This window comes from Burkholderia sp. HI2714 (assembly GCF_002223085.1).
Classification (GTDB): Bacteria; Pseudomonadota; Gammaproteobacteria; order Burkholderiales; family Burkholderiaceae; genus Burkholderia; species Burkholderia lata_D.
In genome coordinates this window covers 21186-45864 of the sequence record NZ_NKFM01000021.1, presented here as the reverse complement: position 1 = coordinate 45864, position 24679 = coordinate 21186, and the positions used below count along the sequence as shown (strand labels likewise).

The window sequence follows — 24679 nt, the reverse complement described above, 5'->3', positions numbered from 1 at the left end:
CGCGATTATAGATCAACCTGTACGTTCACGTTCAGGTTGACACCGAAAAACGGCCGCCGGGCAGGATGCGCGGGCGGCCGTTTCCGGGGTGCGGGGCGGGGGTGATCAGCCGCCGCGGCGCATCAGGTCGAAGAACTCGGAGTTGCTCTTCGTCTGGCGGATCTTGTCGAGCAGGAATTCCATCGCTTCGACTTCGTCCATGTCGTGGATGAACTTGCGCAGCACCCAGATCTTCTGAAGGATCTCGGGCTTGATCAACATTTCTTCGCGACGCGTGCCCGACTTGTTCAGGTTGATCGACGGATACACGCGCTTTTCCGCGAGGCGGCGCTCGAGGTGCACTTCCATGTTGCCGGTGCCCTTGAACTCTTCGTAGATCACGTCGTCCATGCGGCTGCCGGTTTCGATCAGCGCGGTGCCGATGATCGTCAGCGAACCGCCTTCCTCGATGTTGCGCGCCGCGCCGAAGAAGCGCTTCGGACGCTGCAGTGCGTTCGCGTCGACACCACCCGTCAGCACCTTGCCCGATGCCGGGATCACGGTGTTGTACGCGCGTGCGAGACGCGTGATCGAGTCGAGCAGAATCACGACGTCATGCTTCATTTCGACGAGGCGCTTGGCCTTCTCGATCACCATTTCGGCGACCTGGACGTGGCGCGTGGCCGGTTCGTCGAACGTCGATGCGATCACTTCGCCGGCGACCGAGCGCTGCATTTCGGTCACTTCTTCAGGGCGCTCGTCGATCAGCAGCACGAACAGGATCACGTCCGGGTGGTTCTGCTTGATCGCGTGCGCGATGTGCTGGAGCATCACGGTCTTGCCGGACTTCGGCGACGCGACGAGCAGGCCGCGCTGGCCCTTGCCGATCGGCGCGATCATGTCGATGATGCGGCCCGTGACGTTTTCCTCGCCGCGCATTTCGCGTTCGAGCGACAGCGGCTTGTTCGGGTGCAGCGGCGTGAGGTTCTCGAACATGATCTTGTGTTTCGAGGCCTCGGGCGGCTGCCCGTTGACTTTGTCGACCTTCACCAGCGCGAAGTAGCGCTCGCCGTCCTTCGGCGTGCGGACTTCACCTTCGATGGTGTCGCCGGTGTGCAGGTTGAAGCGGCGGATCTGCGACGGGCTGATGTAGATGTCGTCGGTGCTCGCGAGGTACGACATTTCCGGCGAGCGCAGGAAGCCGAAGCCGTCCGGCAGCACTTCGAGCGTACCGTCGCCGAAGATCGTCTCACCCGTCTTGGCGCGCTTTTTAAGAATGGCAAACATCAACTCCTGCTTGCGCAGGCGGTTCGCGTTTTCGATCTCCAGGCCATTGGCCATTTCGATCAGTTCGGAGACGTGCAGAGACTTGAGCTCGGATAAATGCATACGGAGAACCCGCCAGGGAGGAGACGACGAAAGAAATAAAGGGAGGAGGGCGAGCGGAAGCGCTCAGAGACTTAAATGCGTCTTGTAGACGTTTTTTAATTCTAGCATAGGCCGATTCGCGCTTGAGCGAGCGATCGGCGGCTTGTCGACGGACGTGTTGCCGGCTGACAACACGTCCGCGGAACTGCCTGTATTACAGGTGGCTGTCCAGGAATGCGGTGAGCTGCGACTTCGACAGCGCGCCGACCTTCTGCGCGGCGGCCGCGCCGTTCTTGAACAGGATCAGCGTCGGGATGCCGCGCACGCCGAACTTCGCGGGCGTTGCCTGGTTGTCGTCGACGTTGATCTTCGCGATCTGCAGCTTGTCGCCGTAGTCCTTCGCGACTTCGTCGAGGATCGGGGCGATCATTTTGCACGGGCCGCACCATTCGGCCCAGAAATCGACGAGCACGGGCTTGTCGGATTTGACGACGTCCTGTTCGAACGATGCGTCGCTGATGTGTTTGATCTGTTCGCTCATTGGGTCAATACCTCTTACGGTTCGGGGACTGCCTGCTTGCGCGTTGCGGCGTACCGGCCGCCGTTGGCGGCCGGCCGCTGCGGCAGGTCACTCCACTCTCCGGAAAGGAGGCGTGTAAGCGCTGCATGCCGCGGCTCGCGGGTCGTTCGGGCGTCATATTAGCCTAAATTGCTATCTGCTGCGGGCGGCGATAGTAGCCGCTACGCGAGTAGGGGTACGACGCGACGTTCGACCGGTGTGTCCTGCAGGTGGAGGCCGGCTCGCAAATTACAAGGGGTGGACGCGCAGGCCATTCGCGTCGGGTGAGCTTCGCGGCGCCCGATGCGCGTCGATTTGTCGGGTCATATTCGCATTGGTGCGAACAAACGGTCGCATTCATCCGGAAGCGGTGATAGAATATGCCGTGACGGGCCTCCTCGCATGGTGGGGCGGTGAACCTGGTCAGGTCGGGAACGAAGCAGCCACAATCGTTTTCCGCCAGTGCCGAGGGTTGGGCTCGTCACCTTCCTTCTCGCCCCGTTCGCCGGGCGTTTTTTATTTCTGCACCACACTCCGTTTTACCTGCGCGTTGCCTGTCTTCCGCACCGTTTCGCGTGTCGGCGCGACGCAGCGTTACTGATACAATTTCCCGATGACCTATCAAGTTCTCGCACGCAAGTGGCGTCCGAAGGATTTCGCTTCGCTCGTCGGCCAGGAGCACGTCGTCAGGGCGCTCACGCACGCGCTCGACGGCGGGCGTCTCCATCACGCCTATCTGTTTACCGGAACCCGCGGTGTCGGCAAGACGACGCTGTCGCGGATCTTCGCCAAGGCACTCAATTGTGAAACCGGCGTCACGTCGCAGCCGTGCGGCGTGTGTCGCGCCTGTCGCGAGATCGACGAAGGGCGTTTCGTCGATTACGTCGAGATGGATGCCGCGAGCAACCGCGGCGTCGACGAAATGGCCGCGCTGCTCGAGCGCGCGGTGTACGCGCCCGTCGATGCGCGCTTCAAGGTCTACATGATCGACGAAGTGCACATGCTGACGAATCACGCGTTCAACGCGATGCTGAAGACGCTCGAAGAGCCGCCGCCGCACGTCAAGTTCATCCTCGCGACCACCGATCCGCAGAAAATCCCCGTCACCGTGCTGTCGCGCTGCCTGCAGTTCAACCTGAAGCAGATGCCGGCCGGGCACATCGTGTCGCATCTCGAACGGATCCTCGGCGAAGAGCAGATCACGTTCGAGCCGCAGGCACTGCGCCTGCTCGCGCGTGCCGCACAGGGCAGCATGCGCGACGCGCTGTCGCTCACCGACCAGGCGATCGCCTATTCGGCCAACGAGGTGACCGAGTCGGCCGTGTCGGGCATGCTCGGCGCACTTGACCAGACTTACATGGTGCGTCTGCTCGACGCGCTCGCCGCGGGCGGCGGCCCGGAAATCCTCGCGATTGCCGACGAGATGTCGCTGCGCAGCCTGTCGTTCTCGACCGCGCTGCAGGATCTCGCGAGCCTGCTGCATCGCATCGCGTGGGCGCAGTTCGCGCCGGGCTCGGTGCTCGACGAATGGCCCGAAGCGGGCGACCTGCGCCGCTTCGCCGAGACGCTGAGTCCCGAACAGGTCCAGTTGTTCTATCAGATCGCGACGGTCGGTCGTGCCGAGCTCGGCCTGGCGCCGGACGAGTACGCGGGTTTCACGATGACGCTGCTGCGGATGCTCGCGTTCGAGCCGGCGGTTGCCGCCGGCAGTGCGCCGGGTGGCCAGCCGTCCGTGCCGCGTGCGGTGCCGGGCCCGCGCGTGGCGGCGGCATCGGCCGCTGCGGCGAAGCCGGTGTCGGTCGCACCTGCCGAAGCAGTGCGGCCGCAGGCTATTGCCCCGGCAGCGCACGCGGCGCCGGTTGTGCGTGCAGCGCCGGTGCAGTCCGGCGACGAAACAGGCCGGCCGGCCGCGAAGCCGGCTGCCGTCGAAGCAGCCGCGCCGGCCCCGGTTGACGCGCCAGTCATCGAAACGCCGCAGCCGCAGACGGCTGCAGCACCGCAAGCGGAGCCGGCCGGCGATAACCCGGCGCCTGTCCGCAAGGAACCCGAGCTGCCTGTTGCCGTTGCACAGCGAAGCGACGAGCCGGCTGCGCCGGCCGAACCGATGCCGCGCGCTGCGCCGCCTGAGCCCGCCGCGCGTTCGGCGACGCGTTCCGGAGGCGCAGCCGCCGCGCTCGACGTGTTGCGCAATGCGGGGATGCGCGTGTCGTCCGACCGCGGGCGCGCGGGCGCCGCCGCCGCGAAACCGGCAGCCCAGCCGGCTGCCGAGAAGCCGGCCGCGCCGCGTCCCGCCGCCGTACAGGTGCCGACGCCGCGCGCTGCGGCCCGTGCGCCGCAGGCGGCCGATTCGCGCCAGGCCACGCCGCCGTGGGAGGACATTCCGCCGGACGACTACGTGCCGCTCAGCGCCGACGAGATGTTCGGCGGCCCGCCCGACGACGGCTTCGTGCCGGTGTTCGACAGCGGCCCCGACGACGTGCGCGTCACGCCGAGGCCGGCGGAAACCCGTCCGTCCGCACCGGTCGACACGCGTCCGTTGCCGCCCGCGATCGCACTCGATCCGGTCGGCTTCGACGGCGAATGGCCGGCGCTGGCCGCGCGGCTGCCGCTCAAGGGCGTCGCGTACCAGCTCGCGTTCAACAGCGAACTGACGGCCGTCGATGCGACGACGTTGAAACTTTCCGTGCCGGTGCCGCAATATGCGGACGCCGCGCAGGTGGCGAAGCTCAAGGCCGCGCTGGCCGATGCGCTCGGCAAGCTGGTCGAGGTGACCGTCGAAGTCGGGCCCGCACGGCGTACGGCGGCGGCGCTCGATGCGGCCGCGCGCGCGGCGCGCCAGCGCGAGGCCGAGCAGGAGATTCACGGCGATCCGTTCGTCCAGCAGCTCGTGCGCGATTTCGGTGCGCGCATTGTCGAGGGTTCGGTGCGTCCGCTCGCCGATGCGGCGCCGGACGGCCCGCCGCCGACGCTGCATTGAACTGAGCGCCTCGCGACAGGCACAATCACGCCCACACATTGGCCGGCACGCGCCGCGTGCCGGTTTTCACACGATCAAGAAGGAGTATTCCCATGTTGAAAGGCAACCTCGCCGGTCTGATGAAGCAAGCGCAGCAAATGCAGGAAAACATGAAGAAGATGCAGGAGCAGCTTGCGCTGATCGAAGTCGAAGGGCAGTCGGGCGCCGGCCTCGTCAAGGTGACGATGACGTGCCGCAACGAAGTGCGTCGCGTGTCGATCGACCCGAGCCTGCTCGCGGACGACAAGGACATGCTCGAGGATCTCGTCGCGGCTGCGTTCAACGACGCCGTGCGCAAGGCCGAAGCGACGTCGCAGGAAAAGATGAGCGGCATGACGTCGGGCCTGCCGCTGCCCCCGGGCTTCAAGCTGCCGTTCTGAGCGCAGCGTCCGTGTCACTTTTTGCTGCCGTATGAAACAGCCGTCCGCCCTGTCCGCGCTCGTCGAAGCGTTGCGCGTGCTGCCCGGCGTCGGGCCGAAATCCGCCCAGCGCATGGCGGTCCACCTGATGCAGCACGATCGGGAGGGCGCGGAGCGGCTCGGCCGGTCGCTGCTGTTCGCGACCGAGCACCTGCAGCACTGCGAGAAGTGCAACACGTTCACCGAAGCGCAGATCTGCGAGGTCTGCAGCGACGAGGAGCGTGATCCGACGCTGCTGTGCGTCGTCGAGACGCCTGCCGACCAGATCATGCTCGAGCAGACGATGACTTACCGCGGGCTGTATTTCGTGCTGATGGGCCGGCTGAGCCCGCTCGACGGGATCGGCCCGAAGGAAATCCATTTCGACCGCCTCGTGCGGCGCGCGTCCGATGGTGTCGTCAAGGAAGTCGTGCTCGCGACCAACTTCACGAACGAGGGCGAAGCCACCGCGCACTACCTCGGCCAGACGCTGAAGGCGCGCGGGCTCGCGGTCACGCGCCTCGCGCGCGGCGTGCCGGTGGGCGGCGAGCTCGAATACGTCGACGCGGGCACCATCGCCCGCGCGATGCTCGACCGCCGCACGATGTAAGCCGGGCGCCGCCGGCCGGCGGCGCCGTTCCTCATGCTAGGGTCTGTTTACATATGGAACGTGCATGCGAATGCCCGAAATCGCTCGTAGGGCAAGAAGTGAGGAGCGCCGTTTGGCCGAGCCAAACAAGCGACGAGCGACGCCGCCATACGGGCGATTTCGGGCATTCCCGTGGGATGAGTTTTTTTGATTTGGGGTTGCCACGAGAACGGCCGCTCGCCGCGTTGCGCTCCTTGCGAATACGTCCAGTATTCGCGGCGTCGCGCGCCTTGCGAGCGGCCGTTCTCGTGGCAACGCATGCACGTTCCATATGTAAACAGACCCTAGGAGACACATGAGCACCAGCCAGGGCCCGCTCGCGGGCGTCAAAGTGCTCGAATTCGGAACGCTGATCGCGGGGCCGTTCGCGTCGCGGCTGTTCGCCGAATTCGGCGCGGAAGTGATCAAGATCGAGGATCCGAACGGTGGCGACCCGCTGCGCAAGTGGCGCAAGCTCCATCCGGAGCAGGGCGGCACGTCGCTGTGGTGGTCCGTCCAGGCGCGCAACAAGAAATCGGTCACGCTCAACCTGAAGGCCGACGCCGGCAAGGCGATCGCGCGGCAACTCGCGCGCGAGGCCGACATCGTGATCGAGAATTTCCGCCCGGGCCTGCTCGAAAAGCTCGGGCTCGGCTACGACGTGCTGTCGGCCGAGAATCCGGGCCTCGTGATGGTGCGCCTGTCCGGTTACGGGCAGACCGGCCCGTACCGCGACCGGCCCGGCTTCGGCGCGATCGCCGAATCGATGGGCGGGCTGCGTCACATTACCGGCTATCCCGAACTGCCGCCGCCGCGCATCGGCATCTCGATCGGCGATTCGATCGCCGCGCTGCACGGCGTGATCGGCGCGCTGATGGCGCTGCATCACCGCAAGGTCAACGGCGGTGCGGGGCAAGTGGTCGACGTTGCACTGTATGAAGCCGTCTTCAACATGATGGAAAGCGTGGTGCCCGAATACGGCGTGTACGGGATGGTGCGCGAGCGCACCGGCGCGTCGCTGCCGGGCATCGTGCCGTCGAATACGTATGCGTGCCGCGACGGCAGCATCGTGATCGGCGGCAACAGCGACCCGATCTTCAAGCGGCTGATGAAGGCGATCGAGCGCGACGACCTCGCCGACGATCCCGCGCTCGCGCAAAACGACGGGCGCGTGCCGCGCACGCAGGAGATCGACGATGCGATTGCCGCGTGGCTCGCGCCGCGCACGATCGAAGAAGCACTCGTCGTGCTCAACGCGGCCGACGTGCCGGCCGGGCGTATCTACAGCGCCGCCGACATGTTCACCGATCCGCAGTTCGTCGCGCGGCAGATGATCCAGCGCTTCAAGCTGGCCGACGGCACCGACATTCCGCTGCCGAACATCACGCCGAAGCTGTCCGACACGCCGGGCGAAACGCGCTGGCTCGGGCCCGAACTCGGCGAGCATACGGACGAGGTGCTGCGCGGCCTCGGCTACGACGCGCCGGCGATTGCCGCACTGCGCGACGCGGGCGCGATTTGAGCACCCTCGAGCCTGTCGCTTCGCGCCGGGCTCCCGGAACGGCGCATTCCCCAAGGGCGCTCCATTGACGGGGGAAAACCCGGGGCGGCGCGGCGTTTTCCTGAGCACGCGGAACGCCGCGCCGCAACGCGACGGCGCAGCGTGTCCGGGTGCCCGCAGCCGCCCATCCGCAGTCGCCGGACTGTCGCTCTCGCGCCATCTTTCCTCGGTTACAATCGCCGGATGCGAATCCTACTCAGCAACGACGACGGCTATCTCGCCCCCGGTCTCGCCGCGCTCAGCGACGCGCTGCAGCCGCTGGCCGAGCTCACGGTGATCGCGCCCGAGCAGAACTGCAGCGGCGCGTCGAATTCCCTCACGCTGTCGCGGCCGCTGTCGGTGCAGCGCGCGGCGAGTACGGGTTTCTTCTACGTGAACGGTACGCCGACCGATTCGGTGCACGTCGCGTTGACGGGGATGGTCGACGCCAGGCCGGACCTCGTCGTTTCCGGGATCAACAACGGCCAGAACATGGGCGAAGATACGCTCTATTCGGGGACAGTTGCGGCCGCCACCGAAGGCATCATGTTCGGCGTGCCGGCCATCGCATTCTCGCTGGTCGACAAGGGCTGGGCCCATCTGGCGGACGCCGCGCGCGTCGCCGCGGAAATCGTCGAGCACTTTCTCGCGCACCCGCTGCCGGGCCAGCCGCTGCTCAACGTCAATATTCCGAACCTGCCGTACGACGAACTGAAATGCTGGAAGGTCACGCGCCTCGGCAAGCGTCATCCGTCACAGCCGGTGATCCGACAGACCGACCCGCGCGGCGAACCGATCTACTGGATCGGTGCGGCGGGTGAAGCGCTGGACGCCAGCGACGGCACCGATTTTCACGCAGTGGCAAACGGTTTCGTGTCGATCACGCCGCTGCAGCTGGACCTCACGCACACGCAGATGCTGCCCGCGACGCGCGAATGGGCGCGCGCCGGAGGGCGGGCTTCATGAGCGGCGAGCGCGCGAAGCGGTTCCCGCTCGCGCTCGAAGATCTCAAGCGAGCGCCACGCAAGTCGGAAGGTCGGGCCGGTGAACGCCATGCGGCGGTTGCGGTGTCGAAGGCCGCCGACAAGCCAGCGGCCGTGCTGAAACCGGTTGCGGCGAAGCCGGCTGCGACGCGATCGGCATTGCCCGGCTCCACCGCCGCGAAGCCGGCGACCGCACCGAAACCGACCGCACTGAAGCCCGCGATGCCGAAGCCGGCCGCGCCGAGCATTGCGCCGGCCGGCGCGTTCGCGCTTACGTCGGAACGTGTGCGCGAACGGATGGTCGAACGGCTGCGCGCGAACGGTGTGACCGACGCGCGCGTGCTGGAAGCGATGGCTGCGGTGCCGCGACACATGTTCGTGGATCCGGGGCTCGCGACGCAGGCTTACGAGGATTCGGCGTTGCCGATCGGCCACCAGCAGACCATTTCAAAGCCGTCGGTCGTCGCGCGCATGATCGAGCTCGCGATGGCCGGCCGCACGCTCGAGCGCGTCCTCGAGATCGGCACGGGCTGCGGCTATCAGGCCGCCGTGCTGAGCCACGTGGCACGCGACGTGTATTCGATTGAACGCATCAAGCCGCTCTACGAGCGCGCGAAGCTGAACCTGCGGCCGCTGCGCGTGCCGAACATCCGTCTGCACTACGGCGACGGGCGTGTCGGCCTGCCGTCCGCGGCCCCGTTCGACGCGATCGTGATTGCGGCGGCGGGGCTCGACGTGCCGCAGGCGCTGCTCGAGCAGCTCGCGATCGGCGGGCGGCTCGTCGCGCCGGTCGGCGCGCAGAGCGGGCAGCACCAGGTGCTCACGCTCGTCGAGCGCGTCGCTCACGCGCAATGGAGAGAGTCACGGCTTGATCGCGTTTTCTTTGTCCCTTTAAAATCCGGAGTAATTTGAAACCGATGAGTATGTTGCGCGCGATGCAAAACAACCGTTCCAGGGAACCGCTCACGCTCGCCCAGCGGGCGATCTGCGTAGCTGCGTTCTCCACGCTTCTGGCCGCCTGTGCGACGCGGCTCGACAACGCGCCCGTCGTCGATCGCTCCGGTTCGCTCGGCACGACCGGCACCGCGCAGCCCGCGGCGCCGCTTCCCCCCGCGCCACCGGGTTACTACCGGGTGAAGCCGGGCGACACGCTGTACCGGATCGCACTCGAAAACGGGCAGAACTATCGCGACATCGCCGCGTGGAACAACCTGGCGAACCCGAATCAGATTGAAGTCGACCAGCTGCTGCGCGTTTCGCCGCAGGCCGGTGCCGCCGTTGCGGGCACGCAGGTCGCCGCGCCGATCGCGGGCGCCGCCGTTGCAACTGCGCCGCTCAGCAGCGGCCCGGCAACGCCGGCCGCCGGTACGTCGTCGTCGATCGCGACGCCGCCTGCCGCGGCCGCCGCATCGAGCGATACGGCAGCCGCGCCGAGCGGCCCCGTGACGTTCGCATGGCCCGCGCGCGGTCCCGTGCTGAACGGTTTCGATGATGCGAAGAACAAGGGCGTCAATATCGGCGGGTCGGCCGGCGAGACCGTGAAAGCGGCGGCCGACGGTCGCGTCGTCTACTCCGGCAATGGCCTGCGCGGCTACGGCAACCTCATTATCATCAAGCACGATGCAACTTACCTCACGGCGTATGCACACAATCGCGCTTTGATGGTAAAAGAGGGGGATGCGGTAACGAAGGGGCAGAAGATCGCCGAGATGGGGAACAGCGATTCCGACCGCGTGATGCTGCATTTCGAGGTTCGCCGGCAGGGTAAACCTGTCGATCCGCTGAAGTATTTGCCGCCTCAATAACCGAGACGACCATGCCGAAATCGAAGCGCCACGAGCCGCAAGCCGAATCTGAGAAAATCAGTCGAGCCACGCAAGCATCGGTGGGGCGAGCTGGTGCTTCGACGGACGACGAAGACGACGTCGCGGACAACGAGCGTGACCTCGAGGCACGCGACTCTGAAGCGGACGGTGGCGACGACGAGCGCGAAGGCCGCGCCGAGGCGGTGCCCGACGTCGACGATTTCCGCACGATGCTGCAGGCCGAGCTCACGGCCGACACGATCCAGCATTACCTGAACCGCATCAGCGTGAAGCCGCTGCTCACCGTCGAGGAAGAGCAGCGCTATTCGCGTCTGGCCAAGGCCGGCGAATTCGAGGCGCGGCAGGTGATGATCGAGCGCAACCTGCGCCTCGTCGTCAGCATCGCGAAGGGGTATCTGAACCGTGGCGTGCCGCTGCTCGACCTGATCGAGGAAGGCAACCTCGGCCTGATGCACGCAATCGAGAAATTCGACCCGACGCGCGGCTTTCGCTTCTCGACCTACGCGACGTGGTGGATCCGGCAGAGCATCGAGCGCGCGATCATGAACCAGGCCCGCACGGTGCGCCTGCCCGTGCACGTGATCCGCGAACTGAACCAGGTGCTGCGCGCGAAGCGTCACCTCGAAAAGAACTCGATGTCGACGGGTGAAGCGGCCGAGCGCCGCGAAGCCAGCATCGACGACATCGCCTATCTCACCGGCAAGACCGCCGAGGAAGTCACCGACATCCTCGCGCTCAACGAGCACACGGCGTCGCTCGACGCGCCGCTCGACCTCGATCCCGCGAGCAGCCTGCTCGACCTGCTGCCCGACGATCAGAGCCAGTCGCCCGACGCCGAGGTTCAGCACCGCGAGCTCGAGACGCTGACGCGCGCGTGGCTGTCGCGGCTGTCCGACAAGCATCGGCATGTGATCGAGCGCCGCTTCGGCCTGAACCACATCGAACCGGCAACGCTCGAAGAGCTGGCTGACGAGATGGGGCTCACGCGCGAGCGCGTGCGCCAGATCCAGCAGGAAGCGCTGGTGCGCCTCAAGCGGTTTTTCGCCTCCAACGGCGTGCGCAAGGACGCCGTTCTGTAACTGATGACTCCGATTCTTGTTTTTGACATCGAGACGATTCCCGATGTCGACGGCATTCGCCGTCTGGAAGATCTGCCCGCGACACTCGACGATGCCGCGGTGGCCGAACACGCGTTCGCCGCCCGCCGCGAGAAGACCGGCGGCGATTTCCTGCCGCACCACCTGCAGCGCATCGCTGCGATTTCGTGCGTGTTCCGCGACAACAACGGTTTTCGTGTGCGCTCGCTCGGCACGCCGCAGGACAACGAAGCGACGCTGATCCAGTCGTTCTACCGCGTGATCGAGAAATACACGCCGCAGCTCGTGTCGTGGAACGGCGGCGGCTTCGATCTGCCGGTGCTCCATTACCGAGCGCTCGTGCACGGCATCCCCGCCAGCCGCTACTGGGATCTCGGCGAGGACGACCGCGATTTCAAGTGGAACAACTACATCTCGCGCTACCACTCGCGGCATACCGACCTGATGGATGTGCTCGCGATGTATCAGGCGCGTGCGAACGCGCCGCTCGACGCGCTCGCGAAGATGTGCGGTTTTCCGGGCAAGCTCGGGATGGACGGCAGCCAGGTGTGGCCGGCGTTCCAGGCCGGGCGGATCGAAGAAATCCGCAACTATTGCGAAACCGACGTCGTCAATACCTACCTGTTGTATTGCCGGTTCCAGTTGATGCGCGGTGGCCTGACGCCGAGCGAGTATGCGGACGAGATCCTGCTCGTGAAAAACTCGCTTGCGCAGGAGCCTGCGTCGCACTGGGCCGAATACCTGGCCGGTTTCGACGCATAGCGCGGGCGAGGTGCGCCGCGGCCGGTGGGGCGATCATGCCAGTTCGAGCAGCACCGGCTGGTGATCGGACGCCCGCACGTCGCCGTCGATCTCGCAGCGCGTGACGCGCGGCAGCAGCGTATCGGTCACGAACACGAAGTCGCACGCGAGCGGCCCCTCCGACCATTGCACCGTATCGTAGACACCCGCCGTCGGCGGTGGCACGCGACCGGGGTGCCGAGCGACCCAGGCGTCGATGAAGCGCGGCGCGTCCGGGATCGGCTCCAGGAGTCGGCAATAGGCCTCGCTGCCGAACGCGCTGTTGAAGTCGCCGCAGATGATCGCATCGCATGGCTGGCCGGTCGCGCAATGCGTCGACCTGGGCGCGCCGCTGGCGCGCCGAATAATATTCCAGATGCGTGGTGACTACCCGCAGTGGCCCGACAGGCGTCTGCAACTCGACGTCGAGCGCGACGCGCGGCATAGACGGCGCGCCGGCGTCGGCCGGCCACGGCAGCAACTGGCGGAGCACGCGCCCGACCGGCAGCCGGGTCGCGATTGCGTTGCCGAACTGGCGGCGCGGTGCGCCCGGCTCGATGGCCGGCAGGTCGGCGCCGATCGCTTCGACGATCGTATATCCGGGCAGCAGCGCCGCGAGCTCGGCAAACTGGTCGGCGCCGGGCCGGCCGGGCAGTGCGCCAAAGCCGCGCGTGACTTCCTGCAGGCACAGCACGTCGAAGTCGCCGAGCGCGCGGATCGCCGCGACGGTGCGTGAAAGATCGACGCCGCCGTCCGCGTCCCGACCCCATTGGATGTTCCAGTCGATCAGTTGCATGGTCGAATCTCCTGTCTGGCGGATCTCGGGCCCAGGGCCGCGCCTGAGTCGGCGCCACGGGTCACGCGGCCGCTGGCGCTCTCGGGCCCGTCTTTCTGGCGGATCCGGCGCAATGCTGGGCCGTCTATCCTTAAGTATCGACCCTCGACGCATGCAAAGCGGGCGATGCGAGCCTGCGTCGTCTACAATCTCGCCTTCTTCAACGTTTGTCAGGAAAAGCTGGTGTCCGAAGCCGTCCCCACTTCTGCGCGCAAATCAAGAAACGCGCCCGTCGCGCCCGGAATCGCCCCGGTTCTCGAGATCGAATCGCTCGACATGGAAGCGCGCGGTGTCGGCCGCACGATCACCGAGGACGGCGAGCCAGGCAAGGTCATCTTCGTCGAGGGTGCGCTGCCGGGCGAGCGTGTGACTTATTCGAGCTTCCGCCGCAAGCCGAGCTACGAGCAGGCGACGGTCGTCGACATTCTGCGCCCGAGCGTGATGCGCACGAAGCCTAAATGCGCGTTCTTCGGTACCTGCGGCGGCTGCTCGATGCAGCATCTCGACATGCGGGCGCAGGTGGCGGTCAAGCAGCGCGTGCTCGAAGACAACCTGTGGCACCTGGCGAAGCTGCGCGCGGAAACGATGTTCGCGCCGATTCACGGCCCGTCGTGGGGCTATCGCTACCGCGCGCGCCTGACCGTGCGCAACGTCGCGAAGAAGGGCGGCGTGCTGGTCGGGTTCCACGAGAAGAAGAGCAGCTACGTCGCCGACATGACGAGCTGCGAAGTGCTGCCGCCGCACATGTCGGCGATGCTCGTGCCGCTGCGCCGGCTCGTCGAGGGGCTGTCGATCCGCGATCGGATGCCGCAGATCGAGCTCGCGGTCGGTTCGGAAGTCACGGCGCTCGTGCTGCGCGTGCTGGAGCCGATCAACGCGGATGACGAAGCGCTGCTGCGCGCGTTCGCTGACGAGCACAAGGTGCAGTTCTGGCTGCAGCCGAAAGGGCCGGACACGGTGACGCCGTTCTATCCGCTCGACGTGTCACTCGACTACACGCTGCCGGAATTCGGCATCCGCATGCCGTTCAAGCCGACCGACTTCACGCAGGTCAACCACCAGATCAACCGCGTGCTGGTGGGCCGCGCGCTGCGCCTGCTCGCGCCGTCGCGCGACGACCGCGTGCTCGACCTGTTCTGCGGGATCGGCAACTTCACGCTGCCGCTCGCACGACTGTCGCGCGAAGTGATGGGCATTGAAGGCAGCGATACGCTGACGACGCGCGCGCTGGCGAATGCGCGCGAGAACGGTGTCGACGGCCACACGACGTTCGCATGCCGGAACCTGTTCGAAGTGACGGGCGACGACATGCGTGCGCTCGGCGCATTCGACAAGTTCCTGATCGATCCGCCGCGCGAAGGTGCGCTCGCGGTGTCGAAGGCGCTGGCCGAGATCGCGCAGAGCGGCGAAGGCCCGTTGCCGAAGCGTATCGTCTACGTGTCGTGCAACCCGTCGACGCTGGCGCGCGACGCGGGCCTGCTCGTGCACGAGGCCGGCTACCGCCTGAAGGGCGCCGGTGTCGTGAACATGTTCCCGAATACGTCGCACGTCGAATCGATCGCGCTGTTCGAGCGCGACTGAGCCCGGCGGCGGACGTAAAAAAACCGGCCCGCGGGCCGGTTTTTTCATGGGGTGTAGCGAACGTCAGTTGCGGTTGCCGCCGAAGATGCCGAGCAGCGCGAGCAGGTTCGTGAACACGTTGTACAGGTCGAGGTAGATCGCGAGCGTGGCCGAGATGTAGTTCGTCTCGCCGCCGTTCACGACGCGCTGGACGTCGAACAGCATGTAGGCGGAGAAGATCGCGATCGCGAGCACCGACACGGTGAGCATCAGCGCCGGGAGTTGCAGGAAGATGTTCGCGACCGATGCGAGCAGGATCACGATCACGCCCATGAACAGCCACTTGCCGAGCCCCGAGAAGTCGCGTTTGCTGACGGTGGCGATCGTCGCCATCGCGGCGAAGATGATACCGGTGCCGCCGAACGCGAGCATGATCAGCGACGGGCCGTTCGAGAAGCCGAGAATGAAGCTCAGCAGCCGCGACAGCATCAGGCCCATGAAGAACGTGAAGCCGAGCAGCACGAACACGCCGGCCGCGCTGTTTTTGGTCCGCTCGATCGCGAACATGAAGCCGAATGCGATCGCGAAGAACGCGAGCAGGCTCATCATCGGGCTCGTGGCCGCGAACAGCGAGAAGCCCGTCGCGACGCCGACCCAGGCGCCCAGCACGGTCGGCACCATCGACAGCGCGAGCAGCCAGTACGTGTTTCGCAGCACGCGGTTGCGAACCTCGGCGGTGCTGACGGAACCGCCGCGGCCGAAATTGTACGGATAGTCGTTCATGGTTTCTCCTAACATTGAACGCGTGGGCGTCCGGGGCCGGTTCGGCGCACGCGGTGTGCGGCGCAGCAAACCGGAGCAGCTATGGCTAAGATACGTTCCGTGCCGGGAGGTTTCAATGGCCAGGCGGCACAAAACATATGGATTCGGAACCTTTCACGTGTGTAAGGGTTCAATCGCAATGATACACGGGATCGTGCTACAATAGCGGATTCATTTGAACCTGTAACTTCTTAATTTTTTGGAGTTTTTATGGCAATCGAGCGCACCCTGTCGATCATCAAGCCGGATGCGGTGGCAAAGAACGTGATCGGCCAGATCTACAGCCGTTTCGAAGGCGCCGGCCTGAAGATCGTCGCATCGCGCATGGCGCACCTGTCGCGTGCTGACGCAGAGAAGTTCTACGCGGTTCACGCAGCGCGTCCGTTCTTCAAGGACCTCGTCGATTTCATGATCTCGGGCCCGGTGATGATCCAGGTTCTGGAGGGTGAAGGCGCGATCCTGAAGAACCGCGACCTGATGGGCGCGACGGATCCGAAGAAGGCGGAAAAGGGCACGATCCGCGCCGACTTCGCCGACAGCATCGACGCGAACGCCGTGCACGGCTCGGACGCTGCTGAAACGGCAGCGGTCGAAATCGCGTTCTTCTTCCCGGAAATGAACGTTTACTCGCGCTAAGCCCTGGCTGGCAGCAAGTAGGCAGGATTCAGCGCACGCGGCAAGGCAGCACATCATGACGAGCGAAACTTCCGTCAATCTTCTCGACTTCGATGCCGAGGGTCTTGTCGCGTACTGCGGCAGCCTCGGCGAGAAGCCGTTCCGCGCCAAGCAGTTGCAGCGCTGGATCCACCAGTACAACGCTGGCGACTTCGACGGCATGACCGATCTCGCGAAGTCCTTGAGAGAAAAACTCAAGGGCCGCGCGTCGATCGGCATGCCCGAGATCGCCAGCGATCACGTTTCCACCGACGGCACGCGCAAGTGGCTGATCGACGTCGGAAACGGCAATGCGGTTGAAACCGTGTTCATCCCGGAAGAGACGCGCGGCACGCTGTGCGTGTCGTCGCAGGCCGGGTGTGCGGTCAACTGCCGCTTCTGTTCGACGGGCAAGCAGGGCTTTTCCCGCAACCTGTCGACAGCTGAAATCATCGGCCAGCTCCGGATGGCCGAATTTGCATTGCGAGCGTCACTGGGTCGCGCGCCCGGTCCGAACGGCAAGGCCGAACGGGTCGTCACCAACGTCGTGATGATGGGCATGGGCGAGCCGCTGCTGAATTACAGCGCGGTCGTGCCGGCGATGCGGCTGATGCTCGACGACAACGCGTACGGCCTGTCGCGCCGCCGCGTCACGCTGTCGACGTCCGGCGTGGTGCCGATGATGGACCGCCTCGGCGCCGAGCTGCCGGTCGCGCTGGCCGTTTCGCTGCACGCGCCGAACGATCCGCTGCGCGACGAGCTGGTGCCGCTCAACAAGAAGTATCCGCTGCGCGAGCTGATGGCGGCTTGCCAGCGTTATCTGAAAGTCGCGCCGCGCGACTTCATCACTTTCGAATACTGCATGCTGGACGGCGTCAACGACACCGAAGCGCATGCACGCGAACTGCTGGCCGTCACACGCGACGTGCCGTGCAAGTTCAATCTGATCCCGTTCAATCCGTTTCCGGAATCGGGCCTCATCCGCTCGAAACCGGAGCAGATCAAGCGCTTTGCACAGGTCCTCATCGACGCGGGTGTCGTCACGACCGTGCGCAAGACGCGCGGTGACGACATCGATGCCGCGTGCGGCCAGCTGGCCGGCGCGGTGAAGGACCGCACGCGCCTCGCGGAACGGACGGGCGCAGCAGGAAAAATCATCGAGGTTCGGGCGATTTGACAGGGACGCCTAGCCGGGGATGCTAGGGCCTTTGAGCGGTACAACACGCGAATAGCGATCGGTCGCGGCGCCTCGGCGTCGCGCATGGTAAGGACAGTTGCGGGTGCCGGCCGGCGGGAACCGGCGGCGGCCGCCAGTGAAGAAGAATCGACGCGAGGACGAGGATGAGTGAGCCGCAGCCGTCTAACGGCGCAGAGACGAATGGCGCGAAGCCGGCACCGGCAGGGTTGGAATCGCTTGCGGCAGTCGGCAGCCGACTGGCGCAGCTTCGGGAGACAAGGGGGTGGACCGTCGACGACGTGTCGGCGCGACTCAAGGTCGCACCGCAGAAGCTTCGGGCACTCGAGGCCGGTGACATCAGTCATTTGCCCGGCGTGACGTTCGCGCTCGGTGTCGTGCGCAGCTACGCGAAGATGCTCGGCGTCGATCCGGAACCGTTCGCGCAGGCGTTGCGCCGCGAGCGCGGCGTGCCGGAAGTCGACCTGTCGATGCCCGCGTCGTCGGGCACGGACCTGCCGCGTGGCCGCGTGTCGATTCCGCTGGGCGGGTCGTCGCGGCATCACCCGTGGCTCTGGGGCACGGGGATCGTCGTCGTCGCGGTGGTAGCCGTACTGATGTGGCACACTGGCGGCGATTCGTCGAGCCTGCTCGCGCGCTTCAAGAGCGGCGATGCCGAGCATGCGTCGGCCGCGAGCGCGCCGGCGGCATCGTCGTCTTCCGTCGAAGAGGCGGCCTCGAGCGGTGCGTCTGCCGGAATCGCGAATGAGGTTCCGGCCCCGGCTGTTGCGTCTGCAGCCCCGGCACCGGCAGTTGCATCGGCTGCTCCGGCGCCTGCGCCCGTGGCGCCGGTCGTGACGGCAGCCGCATCGCAGCCCGTCGTGGCAACGACGGCGGCCAGTGCCGCCGCGCCGGCCCAGCCGACGAGCGTCGCGGTGGCGGCCGGCCAGTCGATGATCGAACTGAAGGTCAAGCAGGACAGCTGGTTCAGCGTACGCGACAAGAGCGGCAAGGAGCTGTTCTCCGGGCTGGTGCACGGCGGCGAGGCGAAGCAGGTCGCCGGCGACGGCCCGTTCAAGGTCACGATCGGCAACAAGGCGGGCCTCGACGCGATCGCGTTCGACGGAAAACCTGTCGATCCGGCAAAATATTCGGCAGCGCGGGGTAATGTGGCGCGGTTCACGTTGCCCTGACGTCAAGCGCCGTGGCGAAGGCCTGTCGTCGATATCGGCAGGCCGTGAGGGCACGGCGCTTTTTCAATTCATGCGCCGCGTCGCGGCGCATTCCGCGTAAATGGATCTATCGATGCAATCCGAAGCTCAATCCCCACGCAGCAGTCAGATTTGTTCAACCGAGCCGGTGTTCGGCGGGCACCAGCCGCGCCGTGTATCGCATGCGGTGGATGTCCGCTGGGGCGGGCAGCTCGTGACGATCGGCGGCGACGCGCCGGTGCGCGTGCAGTCGATGACGAATACCGACACGGCCGACGCGATCGGCACGGCAATCCAGATCAAGGAACTCGCGAACGCGGGCTCCGAACTGGTGCGCATCACGGTCAACACGCCCGAGGCCGCGGCCGCCGTGCCGGCCATCCGCGAGCAGCTCGACCGCATGGGCGTAACCGTGCCGCTCGTCGGCGATTTCCACTACAACGGCCACCTGCTGCTGCGTGACTACCCGGGCTGTGCCGAGTCGCTGTCGAAGTACCGGATCAACCCGGGCAATGTCGGCCAGGGCGCGAAGCGCGACACGCAGTTCGCGCTGATGATCGAGGCGGCTGCCAAGTACGACAAGGCGGTGCGGATCGGCGTGAACTGGGGCAGCCTCGACCAGGACCTGCTCGCACGCATGATGGACGAGAACGGCGCGCGTGCGCAGCCGTGGGATGCGCAAAGCGTGATGTACGAGGCGCTGATCCAGTCGGCGATCGGCTCGGCCGAGCGTGCGGTCGAACTGGGCCTCGGCCGCGACCGCATCGTGCTGTCGTGCAAGGTCAGCGGCGTGCAGGACCTGATCGCCGTATACCGTGAGCTTGGCCGCCGCTGCGGCTTCGCGCTGCACCTCGGGCTGACCGAGGCCGGCATGGGCTCGAAGGGCATCGTCGCGTCGACGGCTGCACTCGGCGTGCTGCTGCAGGAAGGGATCGGCGACACGATCCGCATCTCGCTGACGCCGGAACCGGGCGCGCCGCGCACGGGCGAAGTGATCGTCGGCCAGGAAATCCTGCAGACGATGGGCCTGCGCTCGTTCGCACCGATGGTGATCGCTTGCCCGGGCTGCGGCCGTACGACGAGCACGCTGTTCCAGGAACTCGCGATGCAGATCCAGACCTACCTGCGCGAACAGATGCCAGTCTGGCGCAAGGCGTATCCGGGCGTCGAGAAAATGAACGTCGCGGTGATGGGCTGCATCGTCAACGGCCCGGGCGAATCGAAGCACGCGAACATCGGTATCAGCCTGCCGGGCTCGGGCGAGAACCCGGCCGCGCCTGTCTTCATCGACGGCGAGAAGGTCAAGACGCTGCGCGGCGAGCGGATCGCCGAGGAATTCCAGCAGATCGTCAGCGACTACGTCGAACGCAACTACGGCCGCGCTGAGGCCACGAACTAATTCGTCCACACACACGATGACTGAACAAAAACGCAAGATCGAGAAGCTCACCGGCGTCAAGGGCATGAACGACATCCTTCCGCAGGATGCCGGCCTTTGGGAGTTCTTCGAAGCTACCGTGAAATCGCTGCTGCGCGCCTACGGTTACCAGAACATCCGCACGCCGATCGTCGAGCACACGCAACTCTTCACGCGCGGCATCGGCGAGGTCACCGACATCGTCGAAAAAGAAATGTACAGCTTCACCGACGCGCTGAACGGCGAGAACCTGACGATGCGCCCGGAAAATACCGCGGCCGTCGTGCGCGCGTCGATCGAGCACAACATGCTGTACGACGGCCCGAAGCGCCTGTGGTACATCGGCCCGATGTTCCGTCACGAGCGTCCGCAGCGCGGCCGCTATCGCCAGTTCCACCAGGTCGGCGTCGAGGCGCTCGGCTTCGCGGGCCCTGACGCGGACGCCGAGATCATCATGATGTGCCAGCGCCTGTGGGACGACCTCGGCCTGACCGGCATCAAGCTCGAGATCAACTCGCTCGGCCTCGCCGAAGAGCGTGCCGCGCATCGCGTCGAACTGATCAAGTACCTCGAGCAGTTCGCCGACGTGCTGGACGAAGATGCGAAGCGCCGCCTGTATACGAACCCGCTGCGCGTGCTCGACACGAAGAACCCCGCGCTGCAGGAAATCGCGCAGAACGCACCGAAGCTGATCGACTTCCTCGGCGACGAATCGCGCGCGCACTTCGAAGGGCTGCAGCGCCTGCTGCTCGCGAACAACATTCCGTTCAAGATCAACCCGCGTCTCGTGCGTGGCCTGGACTACTACAACCTGACCGTGTTCGAGTGGGTGACCGACAAGCTCGGCGCGCAGGGCACGGTCGCGGCCGGCGGCCGCTACGATCCGCTGATCGAGCAACTCGGTGGCAAGCCGACCGCCGCGTGCGGCTGGGCGATGGGCATCGAGCGGATCCTCGAGCTGCTGAAGGAAGAGGATCTCGCACCCGAGCAGGAAGGCGTCGACGTGTACGTCGTGCACCAGGGCGAGACCGCGCGTGAACAGGCGTTCATCGCGGCCGAGCGCCTGCGCGACACGGGCCTCGACGTGATCTTCCACTGCAGCGCCGACGGCGCGCCGGCGAGCTTCAAGTCGCAGATGAAACGGGCCGACGCAAGCGGCGCCGCGTTCGCGGTGATCTTCGGTGAAGAAGAGGTTGCAAACGGCACGGTGGGCGTGAAAGCGCTGCGCGGTGCGGGCGGAGACGGGGAAAAGAACGTTCAGCAGACCGTACCGGTCGAAGGCTTGACCGAATTCCTAATCAATGCGATGGTTGCATCCGCCGAAGACGGCGACGACTGATCGCGCTGGCATCCGCTCGACAAGAAAAGCCTGAACAGGAAGGAATCGCTCGCCGATGAGTTATCACGACGAACAAGAATCGATTGAAAGCGTCAAGGCGTGGTGGGCCCGCTGGGGCAATCTCACCACGTGGATCGTGCTCGCGGCGCTCGTCGTCGCGGCCGGTTTCAACGGCTGGAACTACTGGCAGCGCCGTCAGGCTGCCGAGGCGTCCGGGCTGTACGAACAGGTCCAGAAGGCCGCCGCCGCGAACGACAAGGCGACGATCGCTCGCGCGGCCGCCGACATGGAAGACAAGTTCGGCAGCACGCCGTATGCGCAGATGACTGCACTCTCCGCTGCGAAGACGCTGTACGCAGCCGGCGACTCGGCCGGTGCGAAGGCACAGCTGCAATGGGCCGTCGATCACGCCAAGGATGACGAGTACAAGCAGATCGCGAAGCTGCGTCTCGCGTCGCTGCTGCTCGACGAGAAGGCGTACGATGCGGGCCTCGCGCTGCTGTCGGGTACGCCGGTCGATGCATTCAAGGGCCTCGTGGCCGATCGCCGCGGCGATCTGCTTGCCGCGCAAGGCAAGACCGACGATGCGCGCGCAGCTTACAAGCTCGCGCTCGACGGCCTGTCGAAGGACGACCAGTCCGCGCGTCAGCTCGTGCAGTTCAAGCTGGACGCGCTCGGCGGCTGAACCCCGGTCCCCTCAACCTCTTAACTCTGCTTCGCTAACCGATGAATTTGCTGAAACGTTACGCTGTGCCCGTTGCCTGCGCGGCGGCTGTCCTCGCACTGGCGGCCTGCTCGTCGTCGAAGGATGCGCGCCGCGTGCCGACGCCGCTCGCCGAGTTCAAGCCCGTGATGGACGTGCAACAGGTCTGGAAGGCGAGCGTCGGCAAGGGCGGACGCTACCTGTTCTCGCCGGTGGCCGTGGGTGACGCCGTCTACGCGGCGGGCGAAAACGGTTCGGTCGAGAAGATCGACGCGAAGACGGGCCAGACGCTCTGGCGCGCGAAGGTCGGCTCCGACCTGTCGGCCGGTGTCGGCAGCGACGGCAACCTGACCGCGGTCGGTGCGTTGAAGGGCGGCGTGTTCGTGCTGGGTCCGGACGGCAAGCAACTGTGGAAGACCACCGTGCAGGGCGAGATCTTCTCGCCGCCGCTCGTGGGCAACGGCCTCGTGGTCGTGCGCACGATCGACGGCCAGGTGATCGCGTTCAACGCGCAGACGGGCGAGCAGAAGTGGAACTACCGCAACCGCGCGGTGCCGCTGAACCTGCGCGTGTCGGCCGGCATGACGTTTGCGGGTGACGCGGCGGTGCTGGCGGGCTTCCCGGGCGGCGGGCTGGTCGCGATCAACCTGCAGACGGGCGAGCCGTTCTGGCAGGCGCCGGTGTCGTTCCCGAAGGGGGTCACCGAGGTCGAGCGCATCAACGACGTCAGCGGTCCGCCGACGCTCGTGGGCGCGGAAGCCTGCGCGGTGACGTTCCAGGGTCAGCTTGGCTGCTTCGATGCGAACTCGGGCCGCCCGCTGTGGGAAAAGCCGTTCTCGAGCCGTAGCGGCCTCGCGCAGGACGATTCGGTGGTCGCCGGCGGCGACGACTGGTCGGTCGTCACCGCGTACGACGCGGCCACGGGCAACCAGCTGTGGCGCAACGACAAGCTGAAGAGCCGTGACGTCGGCGTGCCGTATCTGCTCGGGCACGCGGTCGTGATGGGCGATTACAAGGGCTTCGTGCACTTCCTGTCGCGCGAAGACGGCAGCTTCATCGCACGGATGAAGACCGACGGTAGCGCGATTACGGCGGCGCCGGTCCTCGCGGGCAATACGCTCGTCGTGCAGACGAAGGACGGCGGCCTGTACGGATTCCGTCCGCGCTGACGCGCAGGAAACATGCGCGGCCGTGGCGCGATGGGCTTGTCCCGCGCGCCGCGGCCGCGCGACTTGAAGGCGGCCGGTGCTCCCGGCCGCTCGGTATTTGAAAGGCAGTTCGAGACGAAAGACGACGGCGCGCGACGCGCGCCAGGCGCGCGCATCCGGCGCGGCGCGAATTCGTGATATTTTCATTCAGCGCAGCCGCCCGCAGCAGCGGGCCTCCCGCTGCTGCGCATCACCGTAGAAAACACAGATGAAACCGGTCATTGCCCTCGTTGGGCGCCCCAATGTGGGGAAATCCACGCTGTTCAACCGGCTCACGCGCTCGCGCGATGCGCTGGTCGCCGACTTGCCGGGCCTGACGCGCGATCGCCATTACGGCGAAGGGCGCGTCGGCGAGCGGCCGTACCTGGTCGTCGACACGGGCGGCTTCGAGCCCGTCGCGAAGGACGGCATCCTGCACGAAATGGCCCGCCAGACGCGGCAGGCGGTCGAGGAAGCCGACGTCGTCGTGTTCATCGTCGACGGCCGCAACGGGCTCGCGCCGCAGGACAAGTCGATCGCCGACTACCTGCGCAAGACCGGCCGGCCGATCTTCCTCGTCGTCAACAAGGCCGAGGGGATGAAGTACACGGCGGTCGCGACGGACTTCTACGAGCTCGGGCTCGGCGATCCGCGTGCGATCTCGGCTGCGCACGGTGACGGCGTCACCGACATGATCAACGAGGCGCTGGACGTCGCGTATGCGGACCGTCCGGAGGAAGAGGACGAGAACGATCCTTCGCGCGGCATCAAGATCGCGATCGTCGGCCGCCCGAACGTCGGCAAGTCGACGCTCGTGAACGCGCTGATCGGCGAGGATCGCGTGATCGCGTTCGACATGCCAGGCACGACGCGCGATTCGATCTACGTCGACTTCGAGCGTAACGGCAAGAAATACACGCTGATCGACACGGCCGGCCTGCGCCGCCGCGGCAAGGTGTTCGAAGCGATCGAGAAGTTCTCGGTCGTGAAGACGCTGCAGTCGATCTCCGATGCGAACGTGGTCATTCTTCTGCTGGATGCGCAGCAGGATATTTCCGACCAGGACGCACACATCGCCGGCTTCGTCGTCGAACAGGGCCGTGCGCTCGTGATCGGCGTCAACAAGTGGGACGGGCTCGACGAGCATGCGCGCGATCGCGCGAAAGCGGATTTGACCCGCAAGCTGAAATTCCTCGACTTCGCGAAGTCGCACTTCATTTCGGCCACGAAGAAGACGGGCATCGGCACGCTGATGCGCTCGGTCGACGACGCATACGCGGCGGCGATGGCGAAGCTGCCGACGCCGAAGCTTACGCGCGCGCTGATCGAGGCGGTCGAGTTCCAGCAGCCGCGCCGTCGCGGCCCGGTGCGTCCGAAGCTGCGCTACGCGCACCAGGGCGGCCAGAATCCGCCGATCATCGTCATCCACGGTAACGCGCTCGACGCCGTGACGGAAACGTACAAGCGTTACCTGGAAAACCGGTTCCGCGAAACTTTCTCGCTGACCGGGACTCCATTGCGCATAGAGTTCCGTTCGTCGAACAATCCGTACGCGGACAAGAGCTGAAGACGTCTGTTACACGCGTCACGCAAGGGGTTGGCC

The 24679-nt window shown here is 66.0% G+C and carries 21 protein-coding genes, 1 other RNA gene and 1 pseudogene; 19 read left to right on the top strand and 4 right to left on the bottom strand.

Features of this window, described 5'->3' with window-relative positions; translation table 11 throughout:
• Positions 1-105 precede the first annotated feature (105 nt).
• On the bottom strand, positions 106-1368 hold the full coding sequence (gene rho / locus CFB82_RS10315) for a transcription termination factor Rho (protein ID WP_006478662.1): 1263 nt from the start codon (positions 1366-1368) through the stop codon (positions 106-108).
• Between the two features lie 193 nt (positions 1369-1561).
• On the bottom strand, positions 1562-1888 hold the full coding sequence (trxA, locus tag CFB82_RS10310; protein WP_006402348.1) for a thioredoxin TrxA: 327 nt from the start codon (positions 1886-1888) through the stop codon (positions 1562-1564).
• A 405-nt stretch (positions 1889-2293) separates the two neighbouring features.
• On the opposite strand from trxA, the gene ffs reads away from it, so the two are divergent.
• The 10 genes from ffs to CFB82_RS10260 all read left to right on the top strand — a co-directional run bounded on the left by ffs (position 2294) and on the right by CFB82_RS10260 (position 12156).
• An RNA gene (ffs, locus tag CFB82_RS10305) (signal recognition particle sRNA small type) lies at positions 2294-2392 on the top strand.
• A gap of 127 nt (positions 2393-2519) precedes the next feature.
• A complete protein-coding gene (locus CFB82_RS10300; protein WP_089484075.1) occupies positions 2520-4883 on the top strand; it encodes a DNA polymerase III subunit gamma/tau in 2364 nt (787 codons plus the stop codon).
• Positions 4884-4975: 92 nt separating this feature from the next.
• Positions 4976-5302, top strand: a complete 327-nt coding sequence (locus CFB82_RS10295) for a YbaB/EbfC family nucleoid-associated protein (RefSeq protein WP_006482124.1) — start codon at positions 4976-4978, stop codon at positions 5300-5302.
• A gap of 31 nt (positions 5303-5333) precedes the next feature.
• A complete protein-coding gene (gene recR, locus CFB82_RS10290) occupies positions 5334-5930 on the top strand; it encodes a recombination mediator RecR (protein WP_006478665.1) in 597 nt (198 codons plus the stop codon).
• Between the two features lie 334 nt (positions 5931-6264).
• A complete protein-coding gene (locus CFB82_RS10285; RefSeq protein ID WP_069248112.1) occupies positions 6265-7470 on the top strand; it encodes a CaiB/BaiF CoA transferase family protein in 1206 nt (401 codons plus the stop codon).
• A 222-nt stretch (positions 7471-7692) separates the two neighbouring features.
• On the top strand, positions 7693-8454 hold the full coding sequence (surE, locus tag CFB82_RS10280) for a 5'/3'-nucleotidase SurE (RefSeq protein WP_089484074.1): 762 nt from the start codon (positions 7693-7695) through the stop codon (positions 8452-8454).
• Entirely contained in the window at positions 8451-9383 is a 933-nt protein-coding gene (locus CFB82_RS10275; protein ID WP_089484189.1) for a protein-L-isoaspartate(D-aspartate) O-methyltransferase, read from the top strand. The genes surE and CFB82_RS10275 overlap by 4 nt, the downstream gene beginning before the upstream one ends.
• 5 nt (positions 9384-9388) lie before the next feature.
• The gene (locus CFB82_RS10270) at positions 9389-10276 is read left to right on the top strand and encodes a peptidoglycan DD-metalloendopeptidase family protein (RefSeq protein ID WP_089484073.1); all 888 of its coding nucleotides are present in this window, start codon (positions 9389-9391) and stop codon (positions 10274-10276) included.
• An 11-nt stretch (positions 10277-10287) separates the two neighbouring features.
• Positions 10288-11376 (top strand): RNA polymerase sigma factor RpoS, encoded by a 1089-nt coding sequence (gene rpoS / locus CFB82_RS10265; RefSeq protein ID WP_069248109.1) that lies wholly within the window; start codon positions 10288-10290, stop codon positions 11374-11376.
• Positions 11377-11379: 3 nt separating this feature from the next.
• Positions 11380-12156 (top strand): 3'-5' exonuclease, encoded by a 777-nt coding sequence (locus tag CFB82_RS10260; protein ID WP_039360281.1) that lies wholly within the window; start codon positions 11380-11382, stop codon positions 12154-12156.
• A 33-nt stretch (positions 12157-12189) separates the two neighbouring features.
• Here CFB82_RS10260 and CFB82_RS10255 read toward each other — a convergent pair.
• A pseudogene (locus CFB82_RS10255) lies at positions 12190-12970 on the bottom strand (endonuclease/exonuclease/phosphatase family protein).
• Between the two features lie 165 nt (positions 12971-13135).
• Here CFB82_RS10255 and rlmD point away from each other — a divergent pair.
• Entirely contained in the window at positions 13136-14590 is a 1455-nt protein-coding gene (gene rlmD, locus CFB82_RS10250; protein ID WP_306426976.1) for a 23S rRNA (uracil(1939)-C(5))-methyltransferase RlmD, read from the top strand.
• Positions 14591-14653: 63 nt separating this feature from the next.
• Here the strand turns inward: rlmD and CFB82_RS10245 are convergent, their stop codons facing one another.
• Complete coding sequence (locus CFB82_RS10245; protein ID WP_006761414.1) at positions 14654-15352, bottom strand: Bax inhibitor-1/YccA family protein; 699 nt, start codon at positions 15350-15352, stop codon at positions 14654-14656.
• Positions 15353-15601: 249 nt separating this feature from the next.
• Between CFB82_RS10245 and ndk the strand changes: the two genes are divergently transcribed.
• The 8 genes from ndk to der all read left to right on the top strand — a co-directional run bounded on the left by ndk (position 15602) and on the right by der (position 24643).
• A complete protein-coding gene (gene ndk, locus CFB82_RS10240; protein WP_006478674.1) occupies positions 15602-16027 on the top strand; it encodes a nucleoside-diphosphate kinase in 426 nt (141 codons plus the stop codon).
• Positions 16028-16082: 55 nt separating this feature from the next.
• The gene (rlmN, locus tag CFB82_RS10235) at positions 16083-17222 is read left to right on the top strand and encodes a 23S rRNA (adenine(2503)-C(2))-methyltransferase RlmN (protein WP_069248105.1); all 1140 of its coding nucleotides are present in this window, start codon (positions 16083-16085) and stop codon (positions 17220-17222) included.
• Positions 17223-17386: 164 nt separating this feature from the next.
• Positions 17387-18412: a helix-turn-helix domain-containing protein gene (locus tag CFB82_RS10230; RefSeq protein ID WP_089484072.1), complete on the top strand. Its 1026-nt coding sequence runs from the start codon at positions 17387-17389 to the stop codon at positions 18410-18412.
• A 112-nt stretch (positions 18413-18524) separates the two neighbouring features.
• Positions 18525-19829 (top strand): flavodoxin-dependent (E)-4-hydroxy-3-methylbut-2-enyl-diphosphate synthase, encoded by a 1305-nt coding sequence (ispG, locus tag CFB82_RS10225; protein WP_089484071.1) that lies wholly within the window; start codon positions 18525-18527, stop codon positions 19827-19829.
• A 16-nt stretch (positions 19830-19845) separates the two neighbouring features.
• On the top strand, positions 19846-21186 hold the full coding sequence (gene hisS / locus CFB82_RS10220) for a histidine--tRNA ligase (RefSeq protein ID WP_039360260.1): 1341 nt from the start codon (positions 19846-19848) through the stop codon (positions 21184-21186).
• Between the two features lie 55 nt (positions 21187-21241).
• Entirely contained in the window at positions 21242-21871 is a 630-nt protein-coding gene (locus CFB82_RS10215; RefSeq protein ID WP_039360256.1) for a tetratricopeptide repeat protein, read from the top strand.
• A gap of 41 nt (positions 21872-21912) precedes the next feature.
• Positions 21913-23058 carry an outer membrane protein assembly factor BamB gene (bamB, locus tag CFB82_RS10210; protein WP_089484070.1) on the top strand — a complete coding sequence of 382 codons (1146 nt, stop codon included), beginning with the start codon at positions 21913-21915 and terminating at the stop codon, positions 23056-23058.
• A 247-nt stretch (positions 23059-23305) separates the two neighbouring features.
• On the top strand, positions 23306-24643 hold the full coding sequence (gene der, locus CFB82_RS10200; protein WP_046197066.1) for a ribosome biogenesis GTPase Der: 1338 nt from the start codon (positions 23306-23308) through the stop codon (positions 24641-24643).
• Positions 24644-24679: the final 36 nt, after the last annotated feature.